This window comes from Bifidobacterium sp. W8104 (assembly GCF_016100735.1).
In the GTDB taxonomy this organism is placed as follows: Bacteria; Actinomycetota; Actinomycetes; order Actinomycetales; family Bifidobacteriaceae; genus Bombiscardovia; species Bombiscardovia choladohabitans.
This window is the reverse complement of the sequence record NZ_JACFRW010000001.1, coordinates 879,946-898,561: the sequence shown is the minus strand read 5'-3', so window position 1 is coordinate 898,561 and position 18,616 is coordinate 879,946. Positions and strand designations below refer to the sequence as shown.

The following is an 18,616-nucleotide window of genomic DNA, read 5'->3' as shown; positions in this document are numbered from 1 at the left end:
CAGATCCACCCTGCCCACGCTGTGGATTTGATGGTTGGGCATTCGATGACTTGGAATCCGACGGTCCGGAATTCGGTTGGGTGTCTGATGACCGGGAATCCGACTGCCCGGGATTGAAAGGTTTGAGATTCTGTTGTGGATTCGAATCGTCGTAATCCTGACGACGTGGATTGACAGAGAATGTTGGGAATGTAGGCGTGGGCGGCATGATGCTCCTGGTCGGGCGGGTAGGGTTCGGTCTTCCGTGGCCGACCAGTCTTCCCGGCATGAGGCAGCGCCCGGCCGTCTCCCAAATGTCAATTCTATCCTGAAGTCCGGTGTCTATCTCAATCAGAGAAAATGCCAGCGGCCCCGCACCTTTCGCGATGCAGGGCCGCTGGCATACCGCCTATCGGAGGCAGCGATGAGTTCTCAGAACTCAGTAACTCAGTAACTCAGAACAGGTGGCTGCGCATGAACCACTGGAAGTGCTCCAGCTCCTGCACGTGGTCCTGCAGAATGTTGGAGCTGACGATGTCCAGGTCGTCCAGCTCCTTGATGGCCTCGCGGTCGCGCTTGATGAAGGTGGTGTAGTAGGTGTCCAGGGCCTTCAGGTAGTCCAGAGCATCCTGGCGCCCGGTCATGGTGATGCCATCCCAGTCGCGGTTCTTCATGATGTCGTCGGGCCGTCCGGCGGGGGAGCCGCCCAGGGTGGCGATACGCTCGGCGGTCTCGTCGGCCATGTTCAGCACCGAATCAACCTCGGGGTCCATCATCTCATGAATGCCGATGAATTCCTTGCCCTTCATGTTCCAATGGGCGTGCTTGAGGATCAGGGCAGTCTCCTGTTCCTGGCTCAGACGGCTCTGCAGGATGGCGATGACCTTCTCGCTGGTCGCTTCGTCGAGTCCCGGTACGGTAAAGTTCAATGCCATAATCGCTCCTTAAATATGAAATTATGCCTGCGGTCGGGTCAGCCCGACCTTGTATCTCCAGACTAGAGGAAAAAGCAAGGAAACGCTTGGATTTTGCGGGAATCAACCAGTGAAATCATTCACGGACCATCTGCTACGCTGACAGTCATTTTTTCTTGACTGGCGTGGGACGGTCCCCGGCTGACTGCCAGCTGGGATTCGGTTGGACCATAGCTAGGCTCCGGTCGTAGCGTCGACTCGGTCAGATTGGACCCGGTCCGGTTATCTTCGGTCTGCTCCCGCTTTGGAATTCGACCTGTCTTCATCTTTCCTGTCTTCGCCGCCTTCGTCATCATCGCCAGCCTGGTCCTCGGCCTCCTGGCGCCGCCTGACCTCGATGGTCTCGATGCGCCGCCCGTCCACCTTGGTCACCACCATGTCATACCCGTCGTCGGAGTGGATCACGTCGCCCACCTGCCCCATCCGCCCGGTCTGGGCCAGGAAGTAGCCGGCCAGGGTCTCGTAGGGGCCGTCCTCCAGCTCGATCCCGGTCAGGTCGGCGAAGTCCTCGATGGTCATGCCGCCGTCGACCGTGGCAACCCCGTTGACGAAGGCGGTCGCCTGGGGATGGGCCGGGTTCTGCTCCTCGGGCAGGTCGTACTCGTCGCGGATGTCGCCCACCAGCTCCTCGGTCATGTCCTCCAGGGTGACGATGCCGTCGGTGCCCCCGTACTCGTCGATGACCACGGCCAGGTGGATGCCCTTCTTGCGCAGCTTCTCCAGGCTGGGTAGGAGCTTGGAGGTGCCGGGCAAGGCGATGCCGGGCCTGGTCACGTCGGCCACGGTCTTGGCATGGGGATTGCGCACGTCCATCAGGTCGCGCACGTGGACGAAGCCCAACACGTCGTCGAAGTCGCGTCCGGTCACCGGGTAGCGCGAGTAGGGCTCGTCGTGCACGAATTCGACCGCCTCCTGCAGTGGCATGTCCCCGGCGATGAAGACTACGTCGGCCCTGGGACGCATGACCTCGGCCACGCTGGTCTCAGAGGCGTCGAAGACATCGCCCAGGATCATCCGCTCGTCCTTGCTCAGGTTGGTGTTGGATGAGACCAGCATCCGCAGCTCGTCGTCGCTGACCTCGGTGTCGGTCTGCTGGGGGTCGAAGCCCAGGATGCGCACGATGAGGTCGGTGTTCTTGCCGATCAGCCAGATCAGCGGCCTGCACAGGGTGGTGAAGACGTCGATGGCCGGAACGACGGCCCTGGCGATGGCCTCGGTGCGTTGCATGGCGATCCGCTTGGGCACCAGCTCGGAGATGACGATGGAGCAGTAGGAGATGATCAGGGTCAGAATCACCGTGGTCAGAGTGCCGGCCAGACCCTCGTGCACGCCCCACCCGGTCAGGACGGGCACCACGTAGGGGGCGATGGATGATGCGCCGAAGGAGGCCGAGAGGAAGCCCGTCAGCGTCACGCCGATCTGCACTGCGGAAAGAAAGGTGTTGGGGTCGCGGGCGATGCGGGCCACCCGGGCGCCGCGCGCGTCCTGCTGCTCCATCTGCTCCAGCTGCGAGCCTCGCAGGGAGACCAGCGCCAGTTCAGTCCCCGAGAAGACGGAACCGAGCAGAAGGAAGAAGAGAATGAGCAGGATGTTCAGCCATAATGCCATGCCTTCAATGCTAGGGTATGGACGCCCCATGTGCCCTATGTCACACCCCAGCGGTGAACCTCCGTCTTCCCCATATAGCGCTACCTGACTAGCATGAAACACGGAAGCAGGTTCGGCTTCAAGCCGACATTCCCAACGCTCCCGAAAGGATTTTTCATGTCACAGCTTCAGCACGAATTGACTGAGTTCACCACGCAGGCCTACCAGGATAACAAGACCTTCCCGGTCTCCAAGAAGGATCTGCTGGGCCACTGGTCCCTGCTCTTCTTCTACCCTGCGGACTTCAGCTTCGTCTGCCCCACCGAGCTGGAGGATCTGGCCAGCAAGTACGAGGACTTCAAGAAGATCGGCTGCGAGATCTACTCCGTCTCCTGCGACACCGAGTTCGTCCACAAGGCCTGGCACGAGGCCAACGAGAAGATCGCCAAGGTCCAGTACCCCATGCTGGCCGATCCGACCGCAACCCTGGCCAAGGACCTGCAGACCTACAACGAGGCCGAGGGCAAGGCCGAGCGCGGCGACTTCATTCTGACCCCTGAGGGCAAGGTCGTGGCCTACGAGGTCATCTCCTCCAACGTGGGCCGCAACGCCGACGAGCTGCTGCGCCGCGTCCAGGCCTCCCAGTTCGTCTACGAGCACGGCGATCAGGTCTGCCCTGCCAAGTGGGAGCCCGGCGAGGACACCATCGAGCCCAGCCTGGATCTGGTCGGCCAGCTCTGATCCGCAGCTGCCAACATCGGGAACTCGCCGATCGGAAGCGACCAGGGCGGGTTCCCTTTTCTGTATTCACGACCAGCATCCAACACCAGCACATCCGTGCATTCCTTCGGAAGAGGCATTCATGACGGAAGACAAGAATCTTTATGACGTGGTCGTCATCGGCGGCGGCCCTGCAGGCCTGAGCGCAGGGCTCTACCTGGCTCGGGCGCGGTATCGCACCCTGATCCTGGAGAAGGATGACTTCGGCGGCCAGATCACCATCACGGCCGACGTGGTCAACTACCCGGGCGTGGCCAGCACCGACGGCCGCAAGTTGACCGAGACCATGCGCCAGCAGGCCCAGAACTTCGGAGCCGAGTTCATGAGCGCCGAGGCCACCGGCATCGAAGCCCAGGGCGACATCAAGGTGGTCCACACCTCCCGGGGCGACCTGCGCACCTTCGGCATCCTGATCGCCACCGGCGCCAGCCCCCGCAAGATAGGCTTCCAGGGCGAGCAGGAGTACGCGGGCCGCGGTGTGGCCTACTGCGCCACCTGCGATGGCGAGTTCTTCACCGGGCGTGAGGTCCTGGTGGTCGGCGGCGGGTTCGCGGCCGCTGAGGAGTCGGTCTTCCTGACCAAGTACGCCACCAAGGTGACCCTGCTGGTGCGCGAGGAGGACTTCACCTGTGATGCCGCCGTGGCTGACGAGGCCCGGGACAACGACAAGATCGAGATTCACTACTCCACCGAGCTCAAGGGGGTCTCCGCTGGACCCGGCGGGCTGGTCGAGGCTACCATCCTGGACCGCAAGAGCGGGCAGACCACCACCTGGAAGCCCCAGGACGGCGGCACCTTCGGCGTGTTCGTCTTTGCTGGCTACGTGCCCCAGACCGGCATGCTCAAGGGCGTGGTGGATCTGGACGACCATGGCTACGTGCTGACCCACGACTACCTGGAGACCTCGGTGCCGGGCATCTACGCCGCCGGCGATCTGCGGGTCAAGAACCTGCGGCAGGTCATTACCGCCACCTCCGATGGGGCTGTGGCCGCCGTGGAGCTGGAGCGCTACGCCTCCAATATGTCGGACAAGACCGGCCTGGTGCCGCCGCGTCCCGAGGATTCCCCCTACGCCCGCTCCGAGCGTCAGGCCGAGAACTCCGCCCTGGCCTCGGGCACCTCGCCCGCGCCTGTGGCCCAGGAGCACGACCAGGCCCCGGCCAAGACCTCCGGCTTCTTCGGGCCGGACATCCGCAAGCAGCTGGACATGGTCTTCGGCAAGATGACCGGAAAGCTGGAGCTGGCCCTGGATCTGGACGGCAGCCAGGTCTCCAAGGAGTTGGAAGCCTTCGTGGGAGAGCTGGTCGGGCTCTCCGATGGCAAGCTGACCTCCAGGGTGGATTCCCGCACGGACGAAGACGGCAAGGACTACGATCCCGCCGGCGACCTGCCCGATGCCCGCCCCAGCGTGCGCATCTGCCGCGTGGATGACCAGGGTGTCTCCCAGCCGACTGGGTTGGCCTTCCATGGCGTGCCCAGCGGCCACGAGTTCAACTCCTTCGTCCTGGCCCTCTACAATGCGGCGGGCCCCGGCCAGCAAGTGGATCAGCCCACCTCGGACCGTATCGATGCCATCAAGGACCAGGTGGACGTGATGATGCTGGTCTCCCTGACCTGCACCATGTGTCCGACCACGGTCCTGTCCGCCCAGCGGGTGGCGGCCCAGAACGGCAAGGTGCGCGCCGAGGCCTACGACCTGGCCCACTTCCCCGAGCTCAAGGACCAGTACCAGGTCATGAGCGTCCCCTGCATCGTGATTCGTAAGGATGGCCAGGAGACCGTGGAGTTCGGCAAGAAGTCCGTTCCTGAAATGCTGGATCTGATCGGGGCTTGACCTCGGGTCCGAGCCTGAACAGAGTCTGAAAGGGCGCTGGTGTCAATGCCTTTGTGGCGATGATGCCAGCGCCTTTTTTGGTGTAAGCCTCTGAATTACGTTGATGGAAAATTGCTGATGCTATCCACGGTCTACACGGTCCGCCGCCTTCATAGCGCAAGCGGTGACCGTTGTCATCATGATCGGCTCGACATTATGGGATGATTACGCTTTATCCTGCTACATCCTGACCAATCCTCCGACCCAGACCACTCCTTTCGGTCCTGGCTCATGGCGTGGTGGCCCCCGACCGCAGCCGCGCCATCCTGGCCCACGTCCAGTTGGACGAATCCCTGCATAATCGTGGTGTTTATCTACATATTCCCGGCCTGGACCCCAAGGCCCGGTATCGGCTGGCCTGGACCGGACCCGCCAAGCCCAGGGCTTCGCTGGAACCTCTGGATCCGACGGGTCCGCTGGGCACCGCCGAGGTCACCGGCACCTATCTGGAGCGCGTGGGCATCCGCATACCTCGCTGCCAGCCCGAGACCATCCGCCTGATCGACCTGGTCCGGGTCTGACCCGCTGCCATCTGCCACACCACAGGGATGAAGGAGCACTGAATCATGAACCCAACCAGCCTTAGCCTGGGAGAGCCGGACTGGATTACGCTGACCATTGATACCGGCAGGGAGACGGCGCTCGCAGGACCTGGAATACATCCGCCAGGACATCGCCTAGCCCGGACGGCTGGCACTTCTACAACCGGAGCCTGACCTCCGACCAGGAAAACCAGTTCAGGCAGGCCTTGGCCCTGGCCTCAACCGGCGGTTCCCATGCTACTCCGTCGGACTGGCTGGTCAACGACTGCCCTGAGATCTGGACTGACGACAGCGGCATCCGCCGATACTCCTGGTATCAGCCGGCTGGCCTGGAGTTCGCGGACATGCCCGAGCGCTACGACGGGTATCTTTCCACCGTTTAAAAGTAGATGGCGACCGTGCTCGGTTGGGATGGGCACAGCCGCCAGTTCGCCGGATTGCAGTGATGGGAACCCGGCCTTACTCGTGCGAAGTACAGTGGGGAATATCCGATAATGACATTTACAGAGCCTCCCAAGAGCTCTGCCGACTGTCTCCCCAACAGACGGTGCGTGTCATTCGCTTCTGCATCTTTGTACAGTGATACAACCCTATCATCGCGCAATGACTATGACAGCCGGATCCAGTGTCGGCGGAACTCATGGCTGACGGAATGAGTAAACAGCGGCCGGGCTGGCTGTGGTTGTATGCCCGTGGCCGTTCCGGCCGTGTTTCCGCCTCCTCCAGGCGCGGGCGGGGGGATTGATCCGTCCCAGGCCTGTCTTATTCGTGCGAAGCGTGCAACAGTTGGTGTGCTTCCCTCCTGTGGCGGCGTGAAGCCAGAACCCCGCCCATGCCGGTCATGCCCGTAGCGAAGGCGAGGAGGATGCCTTCCCCTCCAGCCCGGGGAAGCACGCCTGCAGGCAGGTACGTGTAGGTGAGGGACTTGTTAATCAGGGTGCTTCCCTCGCCGCCCAGCGTGTAGCCCACGCTGACCGTGACCGGGCCCGGCAGGTGTTCAGGTGTCAAGACCGTGACACTGCTGTCGTTTATATAGTTCAGATTCGTGGCAGGGCTGGTGTCGAACGTAACGCTGCTGATCACCGGGGACAGGTTGAACGCCACTGGAGTGGGAATCGATGAGTTGCTGATAGTGCCGTTGCCGAGCTGACCAAACTGGTTGTATCCCCATGTCCAGGTTTTTCCCTCTTTATCGATTCCCAGCGAGTGATAGCCGCCAGCGCTCACTTGTACGGTTGTCACCGCGCCTGCATTCTTGGGGTACTGTACCAGCGCGGGAATCTCCGATTTGCTAGTAGTGCCGATACCAAGCTCACCGCTATCGTTGCCTCCCCACGCCCAGGCGTTACCGTTCTTGTCGATCGCCAGCGAGTGATAGCCGCCGGCACTCACCTGCATGGCTGTCACTGTGCCCGCGTTCTCGGGATATTTCACCATTCCTGGAACAGGATTCGCGTCAGCGCTGCTGGAACCGTTGCCGAGCTCACCCAGTTGGTTCCATCCCCATGCCCAGGTGTTTCCTTTTGTGTCTATTATCAACGAATGATCGGCTCCGGCACTCACCTGTATGGCTGTCACTGTGCCTGCATCCCTGGGGTATTGCACTGGCACAGGGATTGCTGAGTCGATGTTGTTGCCGTTGCCGAGCTGGCCGAACCAGTTCCATCCCCATGACCAGGTGTTCCCCTTCGTGTCTATTGCCGCCGTATGGTGAAATCCTCCGCTGACTTGTATGGCTGTCACTGTGCCTGCATCCCTGGGGTATTGCGCTAGCGTGGGGATTGCTGAGTTGATGTTGTTGCCGTTGCCGAGCTCGCCAAACTGGTTGAATCCCCATGCCCAGATGTTCCCTCTCGCATCAAGCGCCAAGGAATGATAGTATCCGGCGCTCACCTGTACAGCTGTCAGCCCACTGCGGGGATCGTTAGGGTCAATCACGCGCAAGGGAACGGTCGAATAGCCGCCGCTACTGCCGTTGCCGAGCTGACCCGATTCGTTATTCCCCCATGCGTACACGTATCCGTCGCTGCCCACTGCCAACGACTGCTCATCCCCAGCGCTGACCTGCACGTAGGTGAAATCCGCCGACGCGCCTGCAGGCTTTTTCACTATGACGGGTTTGTTTCGCTGTGTGAGTGTCCCGTCGCCGAGCTGGCCGTAGTTGTTTCTTCCCCATGCGTAAGCGTTTCCGTCACTGCCGACCGCCAAAGTAAACCCTCTGTCTCCGAAATCTCTTGAGCCGCTGATCTGGTTGAATTTGATGCCTTGGCCAGGGGGTGGGGTGATGGTGGTGGTTTCGTTGCCGAACTGGCTGCCTTTGTCGGGGTTGATGGTCCATGTGCTTGGTGTCCATTTGGCGGTGAGGGTGAGGTTGTCGGTGACGGGCTTGCTGAAGTCGTAGGCGATGTCGCTAATGAACCATCCGTCGAACTGGTGGCCTTCGCGCACTGGGTCGGGGGTGGGCCGTTGCACTCGCCCGTACGGGTAGGGGACCTGTTGGGGTTGGGGCGCCTGGCTTCCTCCGTTTGTGTCGAAGCTGACCGTGTGGATGGAGCCTTGTCGGATGTCTCTGGTCAGCGGCTGGTCGACGGTGTAGTTGAGGCTTCTGGTGAAGGGCTGGCCGTCCTGACTGCCGGTGATGGTGATGGTGGCTGGTCCTGGCGTGTGGGCTGGTATGTCCGTCTGCCAGGCGTCGTTGCTCTTGTCGGGTGTCAGTGGCTGGCCGTCCATGCTGGCTGTTTCCAGGGTGGGCGTTGTGGTGGTGTCGGGTCTTGCCGGCTGGCCGGGCCGGCCCTGCCCGTCCAGGCTCCACTGGTGGAGGCCGTCCTGCCTGCTGATGGCGGTGATCCTGCCGTCTGCAAGGACGGCCTGCGTGTATGGCTGGTTCCCGTTGTCGGCGCGCATGGGTGTTTCGCCGGGCTTCCATGCCCAGACGTGGCCCTCCCAGTCGGTGATGATGGCCTGGTTCTTGTCTGCCGTGATCCTGCTTGCTTTCATGCCCTCCGGCGGGCTGACGGCTGTCGGGTTGGTTGTGCTGTCGGCCAGGTACCAGGCCTGCCCGTCCGCGTCCAGGAGGAGGAACCCCTGGTTGAGGGCCTGCGCCTGGACGGTGCGCGTGCCCGGGTCCTGCCTGACGGGTTCGGGCTTGACATCGCCGGGGCTGCTCGTCTCCCAGGTCCAGGCCTGCCCGTCAGAGTCCACGATGAGGGTCCGGCTGGCGGAGGCGGCGGCGGTGACGGCCTGCGCCTTCCCGGGCAGGATGGTCGTGGCCTGCTCCAGGAGTTTCGGATTCGGGTCCCGGCTGTCTTTCTGGCTGTCTTGGAAGGCGTGGACCTGTCCTTTACGGTCCACGGCCAGGAGCCGGTCTCCGTTCAGGCTGATGCTGGTGAACCGGGTGTCCTGTCCGGTGTCGAGGATGGTGGGCGTTGATTGTTGGCTGTCCCAGGTGTAGATGTGCTGGTCGGATCCGAGTGCCGCCTGCCATTGGTCGCCTGCCGCGGCCTGCAGGTAGTGGAACCCGTCGGATGCCTGCGTGGGGGAAGGCACCTGCACGGGTGTGTGGTCCTGTGTCCAGGTGTGGATGCGGCCGTCCCCGGTCAGGCCCACAATCTGGTCTCCTGCGGCTTGGATGCTCGTGTAGTAGGGTTCCTGCCTGTCGGGCGGGCTGATGGTCAGCCGGGTGCCGGTGGCGGGCCCGTGCTCCGGGCTCAGCGTCCAGTCCGTGATCCTCGACCATTGGGCTTTCAGGGTGGTGTCCTTCAGGACGGGGGTCCGGAAGTCATAGGGCCGGCCGTCGAGCGTCCACCCGTCGAACCGGAATCCGGGACGTTGCGGGTTTTCTTGCGGGGGAGTGGCGAGGGTGCCGGTCTTCACGCTCGCCTGTGTTGGCTTGCTGCCGTCGGCCGGGTCGAAGCGCACCGTGTGCGCGGCCTGCTCGTCCGTCTTGTCGGATGGCTTGGCCGGAGAGGGGTCTGCGCCGTTGGTGGTGTCCTTCGGCGTTAACGGGGTGCCGGGGTTTGATGCCTGGGGGTTCAGGGGCGGGGCGGTTTCCAGCGGCGAGGGCGAGGGCAGCGGTGTGCCGGCTGCGCTGCCGGGGGTGTGCTCAGCTGTGTGGGGGGTCCGGCGGCCCCCCTCGATGGATGGGGGAGCGTCCGCCTGGGCGGACGCGGCGCCCAGGCCTGCCAGCAGGCCCAGCAGGAGGATCGTCGCCGGTAAGACACGACGCAGACGGGTACCCAGATACATAAGCCGACAACCTTTCGCCCATACCGGACACAGCCGCTTCCACCATCCCTCCAAGCGTGCTGATGAATCCCTGCTTACAACGTTCCATCCGTCAGGAAGCCGTCCAGTTCCCCAGTCCTCAAGCCGCCCCAGCGCCAGCCGTACAAGCCATATCGAAACCCAGCCAACTCCCCAACACCACTACACTCAACATTTTACTCGAAAAAAACGCAAAACTCGTGTCAAGAGACGACTGGATGTAATGAGGCCCCGCCTCCTGCTATCTGCACAAGAGAACGGGGCCTCATCTTTAAACCGTCAAGCAGCAATCAGCCGGTGTTCTGCAGGCCGGCGGCGACTCCCGAAACGGTGCAGAGGATCAGGTAGATGAAGTCGGCCTGCTGGCTCTTGCTGAGCTCCTCCTTGTCGTTGCGACGACGCAGGGCCCGCAGGGCGCGCACCTGGGTCACCGACAGGGCGTCCACATATGGGGAGCGGATCCGGATGGCCTGGCCCAGCACGTGGCGGTGCTGCAGGGGCCACTCGTCGCCCACGATCTGCAGAACCCACTTGCGGGTCAGCTCCATCTCCGAGAGGACCTTCTGGCTCAGGTCGTCCCGGTCGCCCAGGGAGAGGTACATCTTGGCGATGCGCTCGTCGGTCTTGGCCAGGCTCATCTCGATGTTGTCGATGAAGGTGCTGAAGAGCGGCCACTCCTCGTAGGCCTGGCGCAGGGTCTCCAGGTCGCCGAACTTCTCGCAGGCGGTGCCCAGGCCGTACCAGGCGGCCAGGTTGATTCGGGCCTGCGCCCAGGAGAAGACCCAGGGTATGGTCCGCAGATCGTCCAGGGATTTGGCGCCCAGTCCGCGCTTGGCCGGCCGGGAGCCTATGGGCAGCAGGCCGATTTCGTTCAGAGGCGTCACGATGGAGAACCAGGGGGCGAAGTCCGGCGTGTGCAGCAGGTCCAGGAAGCGCTCGTGGGCGGCCTGGTCCAGCTTGTCGGCCATGTCCGCGTACTTCTCGGTCATGGTGGTGTTGCGCTCCTCCACGCTGGGCGCGGACTGGAGCAGGGTGGCCGCAGCCACGGACTCGATGTGGCGGATGGCCAGGACCGGGTTGCCGTAGCGGGCGAAGATGACCTCGCCCTGTTCGGTCAGCTTGAACCGGCAGTTGACCGAGCCCACAGGCTGGGCCAGCACGGCGCGGTTGGCGGGGCCGCCTCCACGGCCTACGGCGCCGCCGCGTCCGTGGAAGAGGGTCAGGTCGATGTCATGGCTCTCGGCCCACTTGGCGATGCGCTCCTGGGCGGAGTGCAGGGCCAGGGTCGCCGAGACGGGGCCGGCATCCTTGGAGGAGTCGGAGTAGCCCAGCATGACCTCCATCTTGTTGCCGGTCTCCTTGAGCCGGGCCTGGACCTCGGGGATCTTGATGATCTCCTCCAGCACGTCCACCGAGTTCTGCAGGTCCTCCAGCTGCTCGAACAGGGGGATCACGTCGATGACCGGCACGTCCTCGGCATGCTCGAAGGCCAGCCGGTTGAGCTCGTAGACGTCCTTGACGTTCTGCGCCGACTTGGTGAAGGAGATGATGTAGCGGCGGGCGGCCTTCTGGCCGTTGCGCTTCTGGATGGCTCCCAGGGCCCGGAAGGTGTCGAGCACCTCGTGGGTCATGGGCTGCAGCTCGCCACGCTCGCCATGCAGGCCGTGCTCGCGGATGTCCTCCAGGGCGCGGGCGTGGACCAGGGAGTGCTGGCGGAACTCCATCTCAACCATGTGGAAGCCGAAGGTCTGGGCCTGCCAGATCAGATCCTGCAGGGGGCCGTAGGCCTGACGGACCGCGCCCGCCTTGGCCAGGGAGTCCTGGACCACGCGCAGGTCGGCGATGAAGTCGTCGCAGTCGGCATACATGAGGTCGGCATCACGCTGGATGGTGGCCTGCAGACGGTCAGCGATGACCAGGACCACGGCCCGGTGCAGTTCGTTGTGCGAGATGGTGGCGGCCCTATCGGTCAGGCGCTCGCTCATCTCCTTCTGGTGGCTCCACAGGCTCCTCAGCTCGGGGCTGGGCGGCGTGGTGGTCACCTCCATGGTCATGTTGCGGCCCACGGTGGTGGTGGCCTTGACCAGGGCCTCAAGCATGTGGTCGGAGAACTTGCGCGCCACCTTGCGCGAAACCTTGGCGGTCACATTGGGGTTGCCGTCGCGGTCGGAGCCGATCCAGCTGCCCGGGTGGAAGAAAGCGGGGCAGACGGGCTTGACCATGCCGGCCTTCTTGCCCAGCATCCAGTCGTCGAAGCGGCGGTAGACCTTGGGAATGGTCTCGAAGAGCGTGGCGTCGAAGATGTCCAGAATGGTGTTGGCTTCCTCGACGGGCGTCGGCTTCTTGGCTGCGATGGGCGAGGTGCGGAAGAGGGCGTCGATCTCGTTGTGCAGCAGACGCTCGTTCTCCTCCAGCTCGGAACCGCCCAGGCCGCGGCGAACGGCCAGCAGGTTGGCGATGCGCCGGATCTTGCCCTCCACGGCCTTGCGCCGCGCCTCGGTGGGGTGGGCGGTGAAGACGGGGTGGAACTCCAGCTTCTCCAGCAGCTCCGAGGCCTTGGCCGGGCCCATCTCCTGAAGGAGCTGGCTGTAGGCGCTGGTCATCTCGTTGATGGGGTCGGTGCCCTTGACCTTCAGGTCCACCTTGCCCTCGCGCTCATGCAGGACCTTCACCCGGTAGTTCTCCTCGCAGAGGTTGGCCAGGTGGAAGTAGGTGGTCAGGGCGCGGGCCAGCAGCTGGGAATCCTTGATTGAGGTGTCGTCAATCAGGGCCACGGCCTTGGACAGGCCGTCCTCGTCGGGCACGGGGTCCGAGGGGTGGCGGTTGAAGTGCTCGGCGCTGGCCGTCATCACGTCCTCGCGCAGGGAGTCGAAGCGCTTGAGCAGCTGTTGATCGAATTCCCCCAACACATCCCTGAGCAGCCGCAGGCACAAGGCCATGTCCTCATCCAACGATTGAGGCAGCTTGCGTTCCTCCGGCCCCTTGGTCCCGGTGCCGGATGTGACCAGGGTCGCATCGGCAGCCGTGATTTGCTGATTACTATCTGTCATCAGTCCTCCTTGTCGAATCGCAGGTTGCCCGGTCTTCGACCATTCCACGGCTCCTCCGCGGTTATTGGTGGTCGGCGTTGCAGGCCCACAGCCTTCGGTTCGATGGCTCGCGGCCCATTCTAGGACGCTTTCGGGTCGAATACGTTTCATGGTCCCGTGCGCCGGTGCAAGGGCACGTGACCCGGGTGGAGTATGAATGTGGGTGTGAAATTCAAGAGCAGGAGTTCCAAGGACGGCTATCGCGGCAGGACCGCAGCCGAGGTCAGACGGGTCAGCAAGTACCACACCCACTCCATTCCGCTGGACATGGAGGACATTGAACGCGATTACGACAAGCCCATCGTCCAGGCCTGCATCGCGGCCAAGACCAGCCTGATTGTGCGGGTGGGCATGCTGGAGCTGGGGGCCGGCACGGGAAGCTTCCGCGTGCGCGAGATGATGCACAGGATTGCCTACCCCATGGGCGTGCATGTGCGGGCCGACGTGAACCTGACCGACATCGAAGCCACCTGCACGGATGGCGTGTCCCGCATCACCGAGGTGGTGGACCTGCCCACCACCGGGGTCAACACCGAGAGGATCTGGCTGCTGGAGCACTTCGCGGACTGGCTCAGCGTCAAGTGCGGGCAGGCGGGGACCTACCACGCCATGTCGGTGGTCTCGCGGGAATTGGTGGATAACCTGGACGAGCCGAACGTCTACGCGGCGGCCCGCAAGGCGGTCAAGGAGGTGCTGGCCCAGGACCAGGATGCGGCCAAGGCGCTCAAGGACGCAGTGGCCACCGCCGTGCACAACGAGGACGAGATCAGCCAGAACCGGATCGATGCAGCGGCCATAGACACCAGGACGGCCGCCGGCCTGGGCACCGTAGGCTCCACGCCTCGGCCGGAGGCCATGCCGACCACCACGGCCTCGGATGGTTCCGAAGATTCCAGGTCTGCTTCCGTTTCTGTTGCCGATGCGGTTGAGAATTCAGATTCGAGTGCCGCCGGTTCTGCAGCCACTGAATCTTCTGCAACCAGCCGGGGGCGCGATTCTGCGGCTGGGCGGCCTGCCTCCTCTGACAAGCCCGCGTCCCCAAAGCCACAGGCTAGGGGTGGCATCACGGTCCGGCAGGCGCATGAACGCCTGGACCTGATCGAGCGACGCAAGCCCCTCTATTCGCCCCTCTTCTCGGGCTTCGCCTCGGCCGTGGCCTGCGCAGCCTTCGTCTTCCTGCTGGGCGGCGGCCCCTACGACATGGCCGGAGCCTTCGTCGGCGCTGGCATAGGCCAGTGGGTGCGCCGTCAGATGCTGGGCAGGCGGATCAACCAGTTCTTCGCCACCGGGGTGGCGGTCATCATCGCAGCCCTGGCCTGCGTTGGCACGCTGAGGCTGGTGGGCACCTTCGATCCGGTGGCCCTTAGGCACGACACGGCTTACATCGGGGCCATCCTCTTCGTCATTCCCGGCTTCCCCCTGGTCACCGGCGGCCTGGACATCGCCAAGCTGGACTTCCCATCCGGGGTGCAGCGCATCACCTACGCCTTCTCGATCATCCTGGTGGCCACACTGGGCGGATGGGCCGTGGCGCGGATGGTCATGCTCAACCCGCAGGGTTTTGAACCAATGAACCTGAGCCCCTGGCTGATGGCCGGACTGCGCATGATTGCAGCATTCTGCGGGGTCTGGGGCTTCTCGGTCCTCTTCAACTCGCCCCAGCGCATGGCCCTGGTGGCCGCCGTCATCGGCGCTCTGACCGACACCATGCGCCTGGAGATGCAGGACCTGCTCCATGTCCCTCCGGAGATGGCCGCCTTCCTGGGTGCCTTCCTGGCCGGCATGCTGGCCACGGTCTGGCGCTCCTCGGTCCGCCACGGCCTGCTGCCGCCCGACCTGGGCTATCCAAGAATCAGCCTGACCGTGCCCTCAATCGTCATCATGGTGCCCGGCCTGTATATGTACCGGGCCATGTTCTACCTGGGGCAGTTCAATACGCTCAACGCCCTGGACTGGGCCTTCCGGGCCTTCATGGTCATCATCTGCCTGCCCATCGGTCTGGTCACGGCCCGTGTGCTGACCGACCGCTCATGGCGGTACGACGTCTAGTAGCGCATGCCCATGGCCGAACGGACCTGATCGAGGGTCTCCTCGGCTATCTGGTTGGCGCGCTTGTTGCCCTCGACCAGGATGTCGCGCACGGTGTCCATGTCCTTGGCCAGCTCGGCACGGCGCTCGCGGTGGGGTGCCAGGAACTCATTGACCGACTTGGTCACATAGGCCTTGAGGGCGCCCGAGCCGGCATCGCCGATCTCCTCGGCGATCTCCTCGGGCTTCCGGTCGGTCACCAGGCCGGCTGTGGTCAGCAGGGCCGAGACCTGGGGGCGGTTGACGGGGTCGAAGGTGATCCTGCGCTCGGAGTCGGTGGGGGACTTGCGGATCAGTTTGGCCGTCTCCTCGGCGGTGGCGCCCAGCATGATGGAGTTGCCGTAGGACTTGCTCATCTTGCGGCCGTCCAGACCTGGGATCTCAGGGGTGTCGGACAGGATGGCATCAGGCTCGGGGAAGACCGGGGCCTGGCCTGGGTAACGCTCGTCGAAGCGGCGGGCGATGGTCCGGGTCAGCTCCACGTGCGGCAGGTTGTCCTTGCCGATGGGCACGACATTGGCCTTGCAGAAGAGTATGTCACAGGCCTGGTGGACCGGGTAGGTCAGCAGCAGACCGGTCAGGGCGTGGCCGCTGGCCTCCATCTCGGCCTTGACGGTGGGATTGCGGTGAAGCTCGGCCTCGGTCACCAGGGAGAGGAAGGGCAGCAGCAGCTGGTTCTCTGCCGGGGTGGACGAGTGGGTGAAGATCATGGTCTTCTTGGGGTCGATGCCCGCAGCCAGATAGTCCAGCACCAGGTTGAGCACGTTGTCGCGGATGTGCTCGGTGGTGTCCCGGTCGGTGATGACCTGGTAGTCGGCGATGACGATGTTGGTGTGCACGCCGCGATTCTGCATCTGGACGCGTTCGCGGATGGAACCGAAGTAATGGCCCAGATGGAGCCTGCCGGTCGGGCGGTCGCCGGTCAGCATGGTGTAGCGGCTCGGATTCTTGTCCAGCTCGGCCAGCACCTGGTCGGACCGATGCTTGGCGGCTCTGAAGCTGTCGCTGATCTCGTTGCCTGCCGCTGTGACTTCTTCCTGCATGGTCCCACCCTTGCCGTTGTGCCGAATGTCGTTCTGGGAATTGCTTTTATGGTAAAAGTCCGAGCCGACAAGATGCTCAGGTGGTACTCTCATAAATGATGCAAATTCACATTCAAGTTGCCTAAGTGCACGTTACCTGGCGAAGGGGGTCGGATGGGCCGCGGACGTCAGAAGGCTAAGCAGACGAAAATAGCCCGGAAGCTCAAATATCTGACAACGGACACGGATTACGACGAGCTGGCCAAAGAGCTCAGCAGCAAGGAACCCGGAACCAGGGGCAAAGATCCCTTCAAAATGGTTGAAGAGGAATACTCCAAGCCGGATTCTCGCAAATCGGGGGGCCAGGACCCCGAGGATTCCGCGGACGATGATCTGGACGATTACGCCCGGTGGGCCGCCGAGGCTGCTGCCAAGGCCACCTCCGGGGAGATGCCAGCCACGCCCAAGCCCCACAAGCGCATTCCCATTCCCGTGCCCAGCGCGCTCAAACTCCGCAAGGATCAGAAGACCGCAGCCAAGGGGTCGTCGAGCAAGTAGCCGGCCTCATACCAGGGGCAGCAGTTCGTGCAGATCGTCGCGCTCGCCTACGGCGCTGATATGCCCTGCAGCGGTTTCTTCGCTCCAGCTGGTGATGCCGGCGGCCAGCCGCAGCCAGACATCAGGGTCCAGCTCGATTACGTCGGGCGGGGTCAGGTTATGCGGGTCGGATGCCGGTCCGTCCAGAATCTTGACTGCTCCCCAGGGGGCCACCCTGACCTCTACGCCGGGGCCGGGGGCCTTGATCTCCAGCATGTGCAGGGAATAGCGGACAGCCATGGCCTTGCTGCGTCTATCTGTCTGCGGGGCTACTGACAGGCGGTCGCCCCCCGGACCCAGATTGTTCGCGGCCTCCTTGGCTGCATCCCGCCAGGCCAGAAAATCCCGGCGGCCTTCTTCCATGTCTGCTTCCCGTATGGCGCTCATGGCTCCATTGTGGCGCGCCACCCCAACAGGCGTGTCCAGCAGGTTGCAGCCGGGCCGAATTCAGGCATGAAAAAAGGAATCCGTTGCCCTCACGTCCGTGACGCTGGGTCGGATTCCTTCCCGACCGGAACGGTCAGGCCTGTGCGCCCGCTTGCAGAGGGGTCTCGGGATCCTCGGATCCCTTGTCCTCCTCATCCTTGGCCAGGCCCAGGTCGACTGGCGATGAGCTGTTCTCCCAGGGCTCCTCCCAGGGATCGTAATCCGGGTTCTGCTGCTTGTATACGAACAGAGCGACAACGCCGGCCAGCAGCGTGCCGAAGAGCAGTGCAAAGAACTTCCAGCCGTTTGAAGATGAATTCTCCATGTTTGGCTCCTTTCGACGACTTTCGTCGGTCCTGCCCACTTCGACCGACCTAGTCATCATCCTAGTAGAAAGCGGCGAACTATGGGGCGCATCGGTGCCATTGCGGCACGGAAACCGCACACCCCGGCCGGACGGTCAGGTAAGGTAAGGTTCATGGTCAATGGCACGGGCACCGGTTTCACAGGCGGAGGAAACGGTCGGGGGCCGCTGGGATGGATCCGGCGGTACTGGGGTGACCATGCTCCGGTGGTAACCATAGCCATCACCCTGATCTGCATAGTGGCCTGGGTCATACAGATGGCCCTGTACCTGCTGGCTCCGCTTCGCTACCAGCGGCTTTTGCTGGGATACTGGGCCTTCGTGCCGATTACGGCCATTCATGAGCCCTGGATGTTTGTGACCAATATATTTCTGCACGCCACCAATGTCTCACACATCCTCTTCAACATGATCACCCTCTGGGTTGTGGGGCCGGTGCTGGAAAATCTGATAGGACACGGGCGTTTCCTGGCCCTTTACATGATCAGCGGGCTGGGCGGAGACCTGGGTCTGATGGTCTATGCTGTCCTGGCGCCCAATGGATGGGGTACGTCGGCCATCGGGGCCTCGGGCGCGCTCTTCGGACTCTTCGCCGCCATCCTGGTGGTCTACCGCCGTCTGGGGATTGACATCCTTTCCTTGGTGGTCTGGATGGGCATCAACTTCTGCATGCCCCTGTTCGTGCCCGGCATCGCCTGGCAGGACCATGTTGGCGGGTTCATCGTCGGCGGCCTCTTCATGCTGGCCCTGCTGCACATGGGCCGGCCCGGCTCGCGGGTGCATGGTCTGCTCTCCTGGCTGCTGCCCACGCTGATCTTCCTGGCGGCCCTGGTCCTGCTGGCTCTGGGCTGCAACATGTTCAATCCCATGCGCTGAAAATCAGTACCCGCCTCCTCTGGTAAATGACATGGATGTCATCTATCCACATTTGTTGACAATCGTGTGGATAACCTGGGAATAAGTATTCAGAACTGGTGCATATATGCCTGTAAAAAGTGGATAAGTGAAGACAGAACCCAATCAGCAGTAGGG

14 protein-coding genes are annotated in these 18,616 nt (G+C 63.1%); 7 read left to right on the top strand and 7 right to left on the bottom strand.

Annotated elements, in window-relative coordinates:
- Positions 1-434: 434 nt before the first annotated feature.
- Both H3U89_RS03400 and H3U89_RS03395 read right to left on the bottom strand, forming a co-directional pair.
- Complete coding sequence (locus H3U89_RS03400) at positions 435-914, bottom strand: Dps family protein (RefSeq protein ID WP_015021094.1); 480 nt, start codon at positions 912-914, stop codon at positions 435-437.
- A 261-nt stretch (positions 915-1,175) separates the two neighbouring features.
- On the bottom strand, positions 1,176-2,561 hold the full coding sequence (locus tag H3U89_RS03395) for a hemolysin family protein (protein WP_232345477.1): 1,386 nt from the start codon (positions 2,559-2,561) through the stop codon (positions 1,176-1,178).
- 156 nt (positions 2,562-2,717) lie between these two features.
- Between H3U89_RS03395 and H3U89_RS03390 the strand changes: the two genes are divergently transcribed.
- The 4 genes from H3U89_RS03390 to H3U89_RS03375 all read left to right on the top strand — a co-directional run bounded on the left by H3U89_RS03390 (position 2,718) and on the right by H3U89_RS03375 (position 6,118).
- A complete protein-coding gene (locus H3U89_RS03390; protein WP_015021096.1) occupies positions 2,718-3,281 on the top strand; it encodes a peroxiredoxin in 564 nt (187 codons plus the stop codon).
- Positions 3,282-3,402: 121 nt separating this feature from the next.
- Complete coding sequence (locus H3U89_RS03385; protein WP_198178496.1) at positions 3,403-5,154, top strand: FAD-dependent oxidoreductase; 1,752 nt, start codon at positions 3,403-3,405, stop codon at positions 5,152-5,154.
- 278 nt (positions 5,155-5,432) lie between these two features.
- Positions 5,433-5,714, top strand: a complete 282-nt coding sequence (locus H3U89_RS03380) for a GH36 C-terminal domain-containing protein (protein WP_332460506.1) — start codon at positions 5,433-5,435, stop codon at positions 5,712-5,714.
- A gap of 227 nt (positions 5,715-5,941) precedes the next feature.
- Positions 5,942-6,118: a hypothetical protein gene (locus H3U89_RS03375; protein WP_198178497.1), complete on the top strand. Its 177-nt coding sequence runs from the start codon at positions 5,942-5,944 to the stop codon at positions 6,116-6,118.
- 379 nt (positions 6,119-6,497) lie between these two features.
- On the opposite strand, the gene H3U89_RS03370 is transcribed toward H3U89_RS03375, so the two are convergent.
- Both H3U89_RS03370 and H3U89_RS03365 read right to left on the bottom strand, forming a co-directional pair.
- Positions 6,498-9,980 carry an RCC1 domain-containing protein gene (locus H3U89_RS03370; RefSeq protein ID WP_198178498.1) on the bottom strand — a complete coding sequence of 1,161 codons (3,483 nt, stop codon included), beginning with the start codon at positions 9,978-9,980 and terminating at the stop codon, positions 6,498-6,500.
- A 308-nt stretch (positions 9,981-10,288) separates the two neighbouring features.
- Complete coding sequence (locus tag H3U89_RS03365) at positions 10,289-13,048, bottom strand: phosphoenolpyruvate carboxylase (protein ID WP_198178499.1); 2,760 nt, start codon at positions 13,046-13,048, stop codon at positions 10,289-10,291.
- Between the two features lie 306 nt (positions 13,049-13,354).
- Between H3U89_RS03365 and H3U89_RS03360 the strand changes: the two genes are divergently transcribed.
- Complete coding sequence (locus H3U89_RS03360) at positions 13,355-15,136, top strand: threonine/serine ThrE exporter family protein (RefSeq protein WP_232345725.1); 1,782 nt, start codon at positions 13,355-13,357, stop codon at positions 15,134-15,136.
- On the opposite strand, the gene trpS is transcribed toward H3U89_RS03360, so the two are convergent.
- Complete coding sequence (gene trpS, locus H3U89_RS03355) at positions 15,133-16,218, bottom strand: tryptophan--tRNA ligase (RefSeq protein WP_198178501.1); 1,086 nt, start codon at positions 16,216-16,218, stop codon at positions 15,133-15,135. The two genes, H3U89_RS03360 and trpS, sit on opposite strands and share 4 nt — an antisense overlap.
- Positions 16,219-16,371: 153 nt before the next feature.
- On the opposite strand from trpS, the gene H3U89_RS03350 reads away from it, so the two are divergent.
- Complete coding sequence (locus tag H3U89_RS03350; RefSeq protein ID WP_198178502.1) at positions 16,372-16,755, top strand: DUF3073 domain-containing protein; 384 nt, start codon at positions 16,372-16,374, stop codon at positions 16,753-16,755.
- 6 nt (positions 16,756-16,761) lie between these two features.
- Here H3U89_RS03350 and H3U89_RS03345 read toward each other — a convergent pair whose 3' ends face one another.
- Together H3U89_RS03345 and H3U89_RS03340 are read right to left on the bottom strand one after the other, a co-directional pair.
- Positions 16,762-17,181, bottom strand: coding sequence for a sterol carrier family protein (locus H3U89_RS03345; RefSeq protein WP_198178503.1), 420 nt, complete (start codon positions 17,179-17,181; stop codon positions 16,762-16,764).
- A 133-nt stretch (positions 17,182-17,314) separates the two neighbouring features.
- Positions 17,315-17,545 carry a hypothetical protein gene (locus tag H3U89_RS03340; protein ID WP_015021110.1) on the bottom strand — a complete coding sequence of 77 codons (231 nt, stop codon included), beginning with the start codon at positions 17,543-17,545 and terminating at the stop codon, positions 17,315-17,317.
- A gap of 153 nt (positions 17,546-17,698) precedes the next feature.
- Here H3U89_RS03340 and H3U89_RS03335 point away from each other — a divergent pair, with 153 nt between their 5' ends.
- Entirely contained in the window at positions 17,699-18,460 is a 762-nt protein-coding gene (locus H3U89_RS03335; RefSeq protein WP_198178504.1) for a rhomboid family intramembrane serine protease, read from the top strand.
- Positions 18,461-18,616 lie beyond the last annotated feature (156 nt).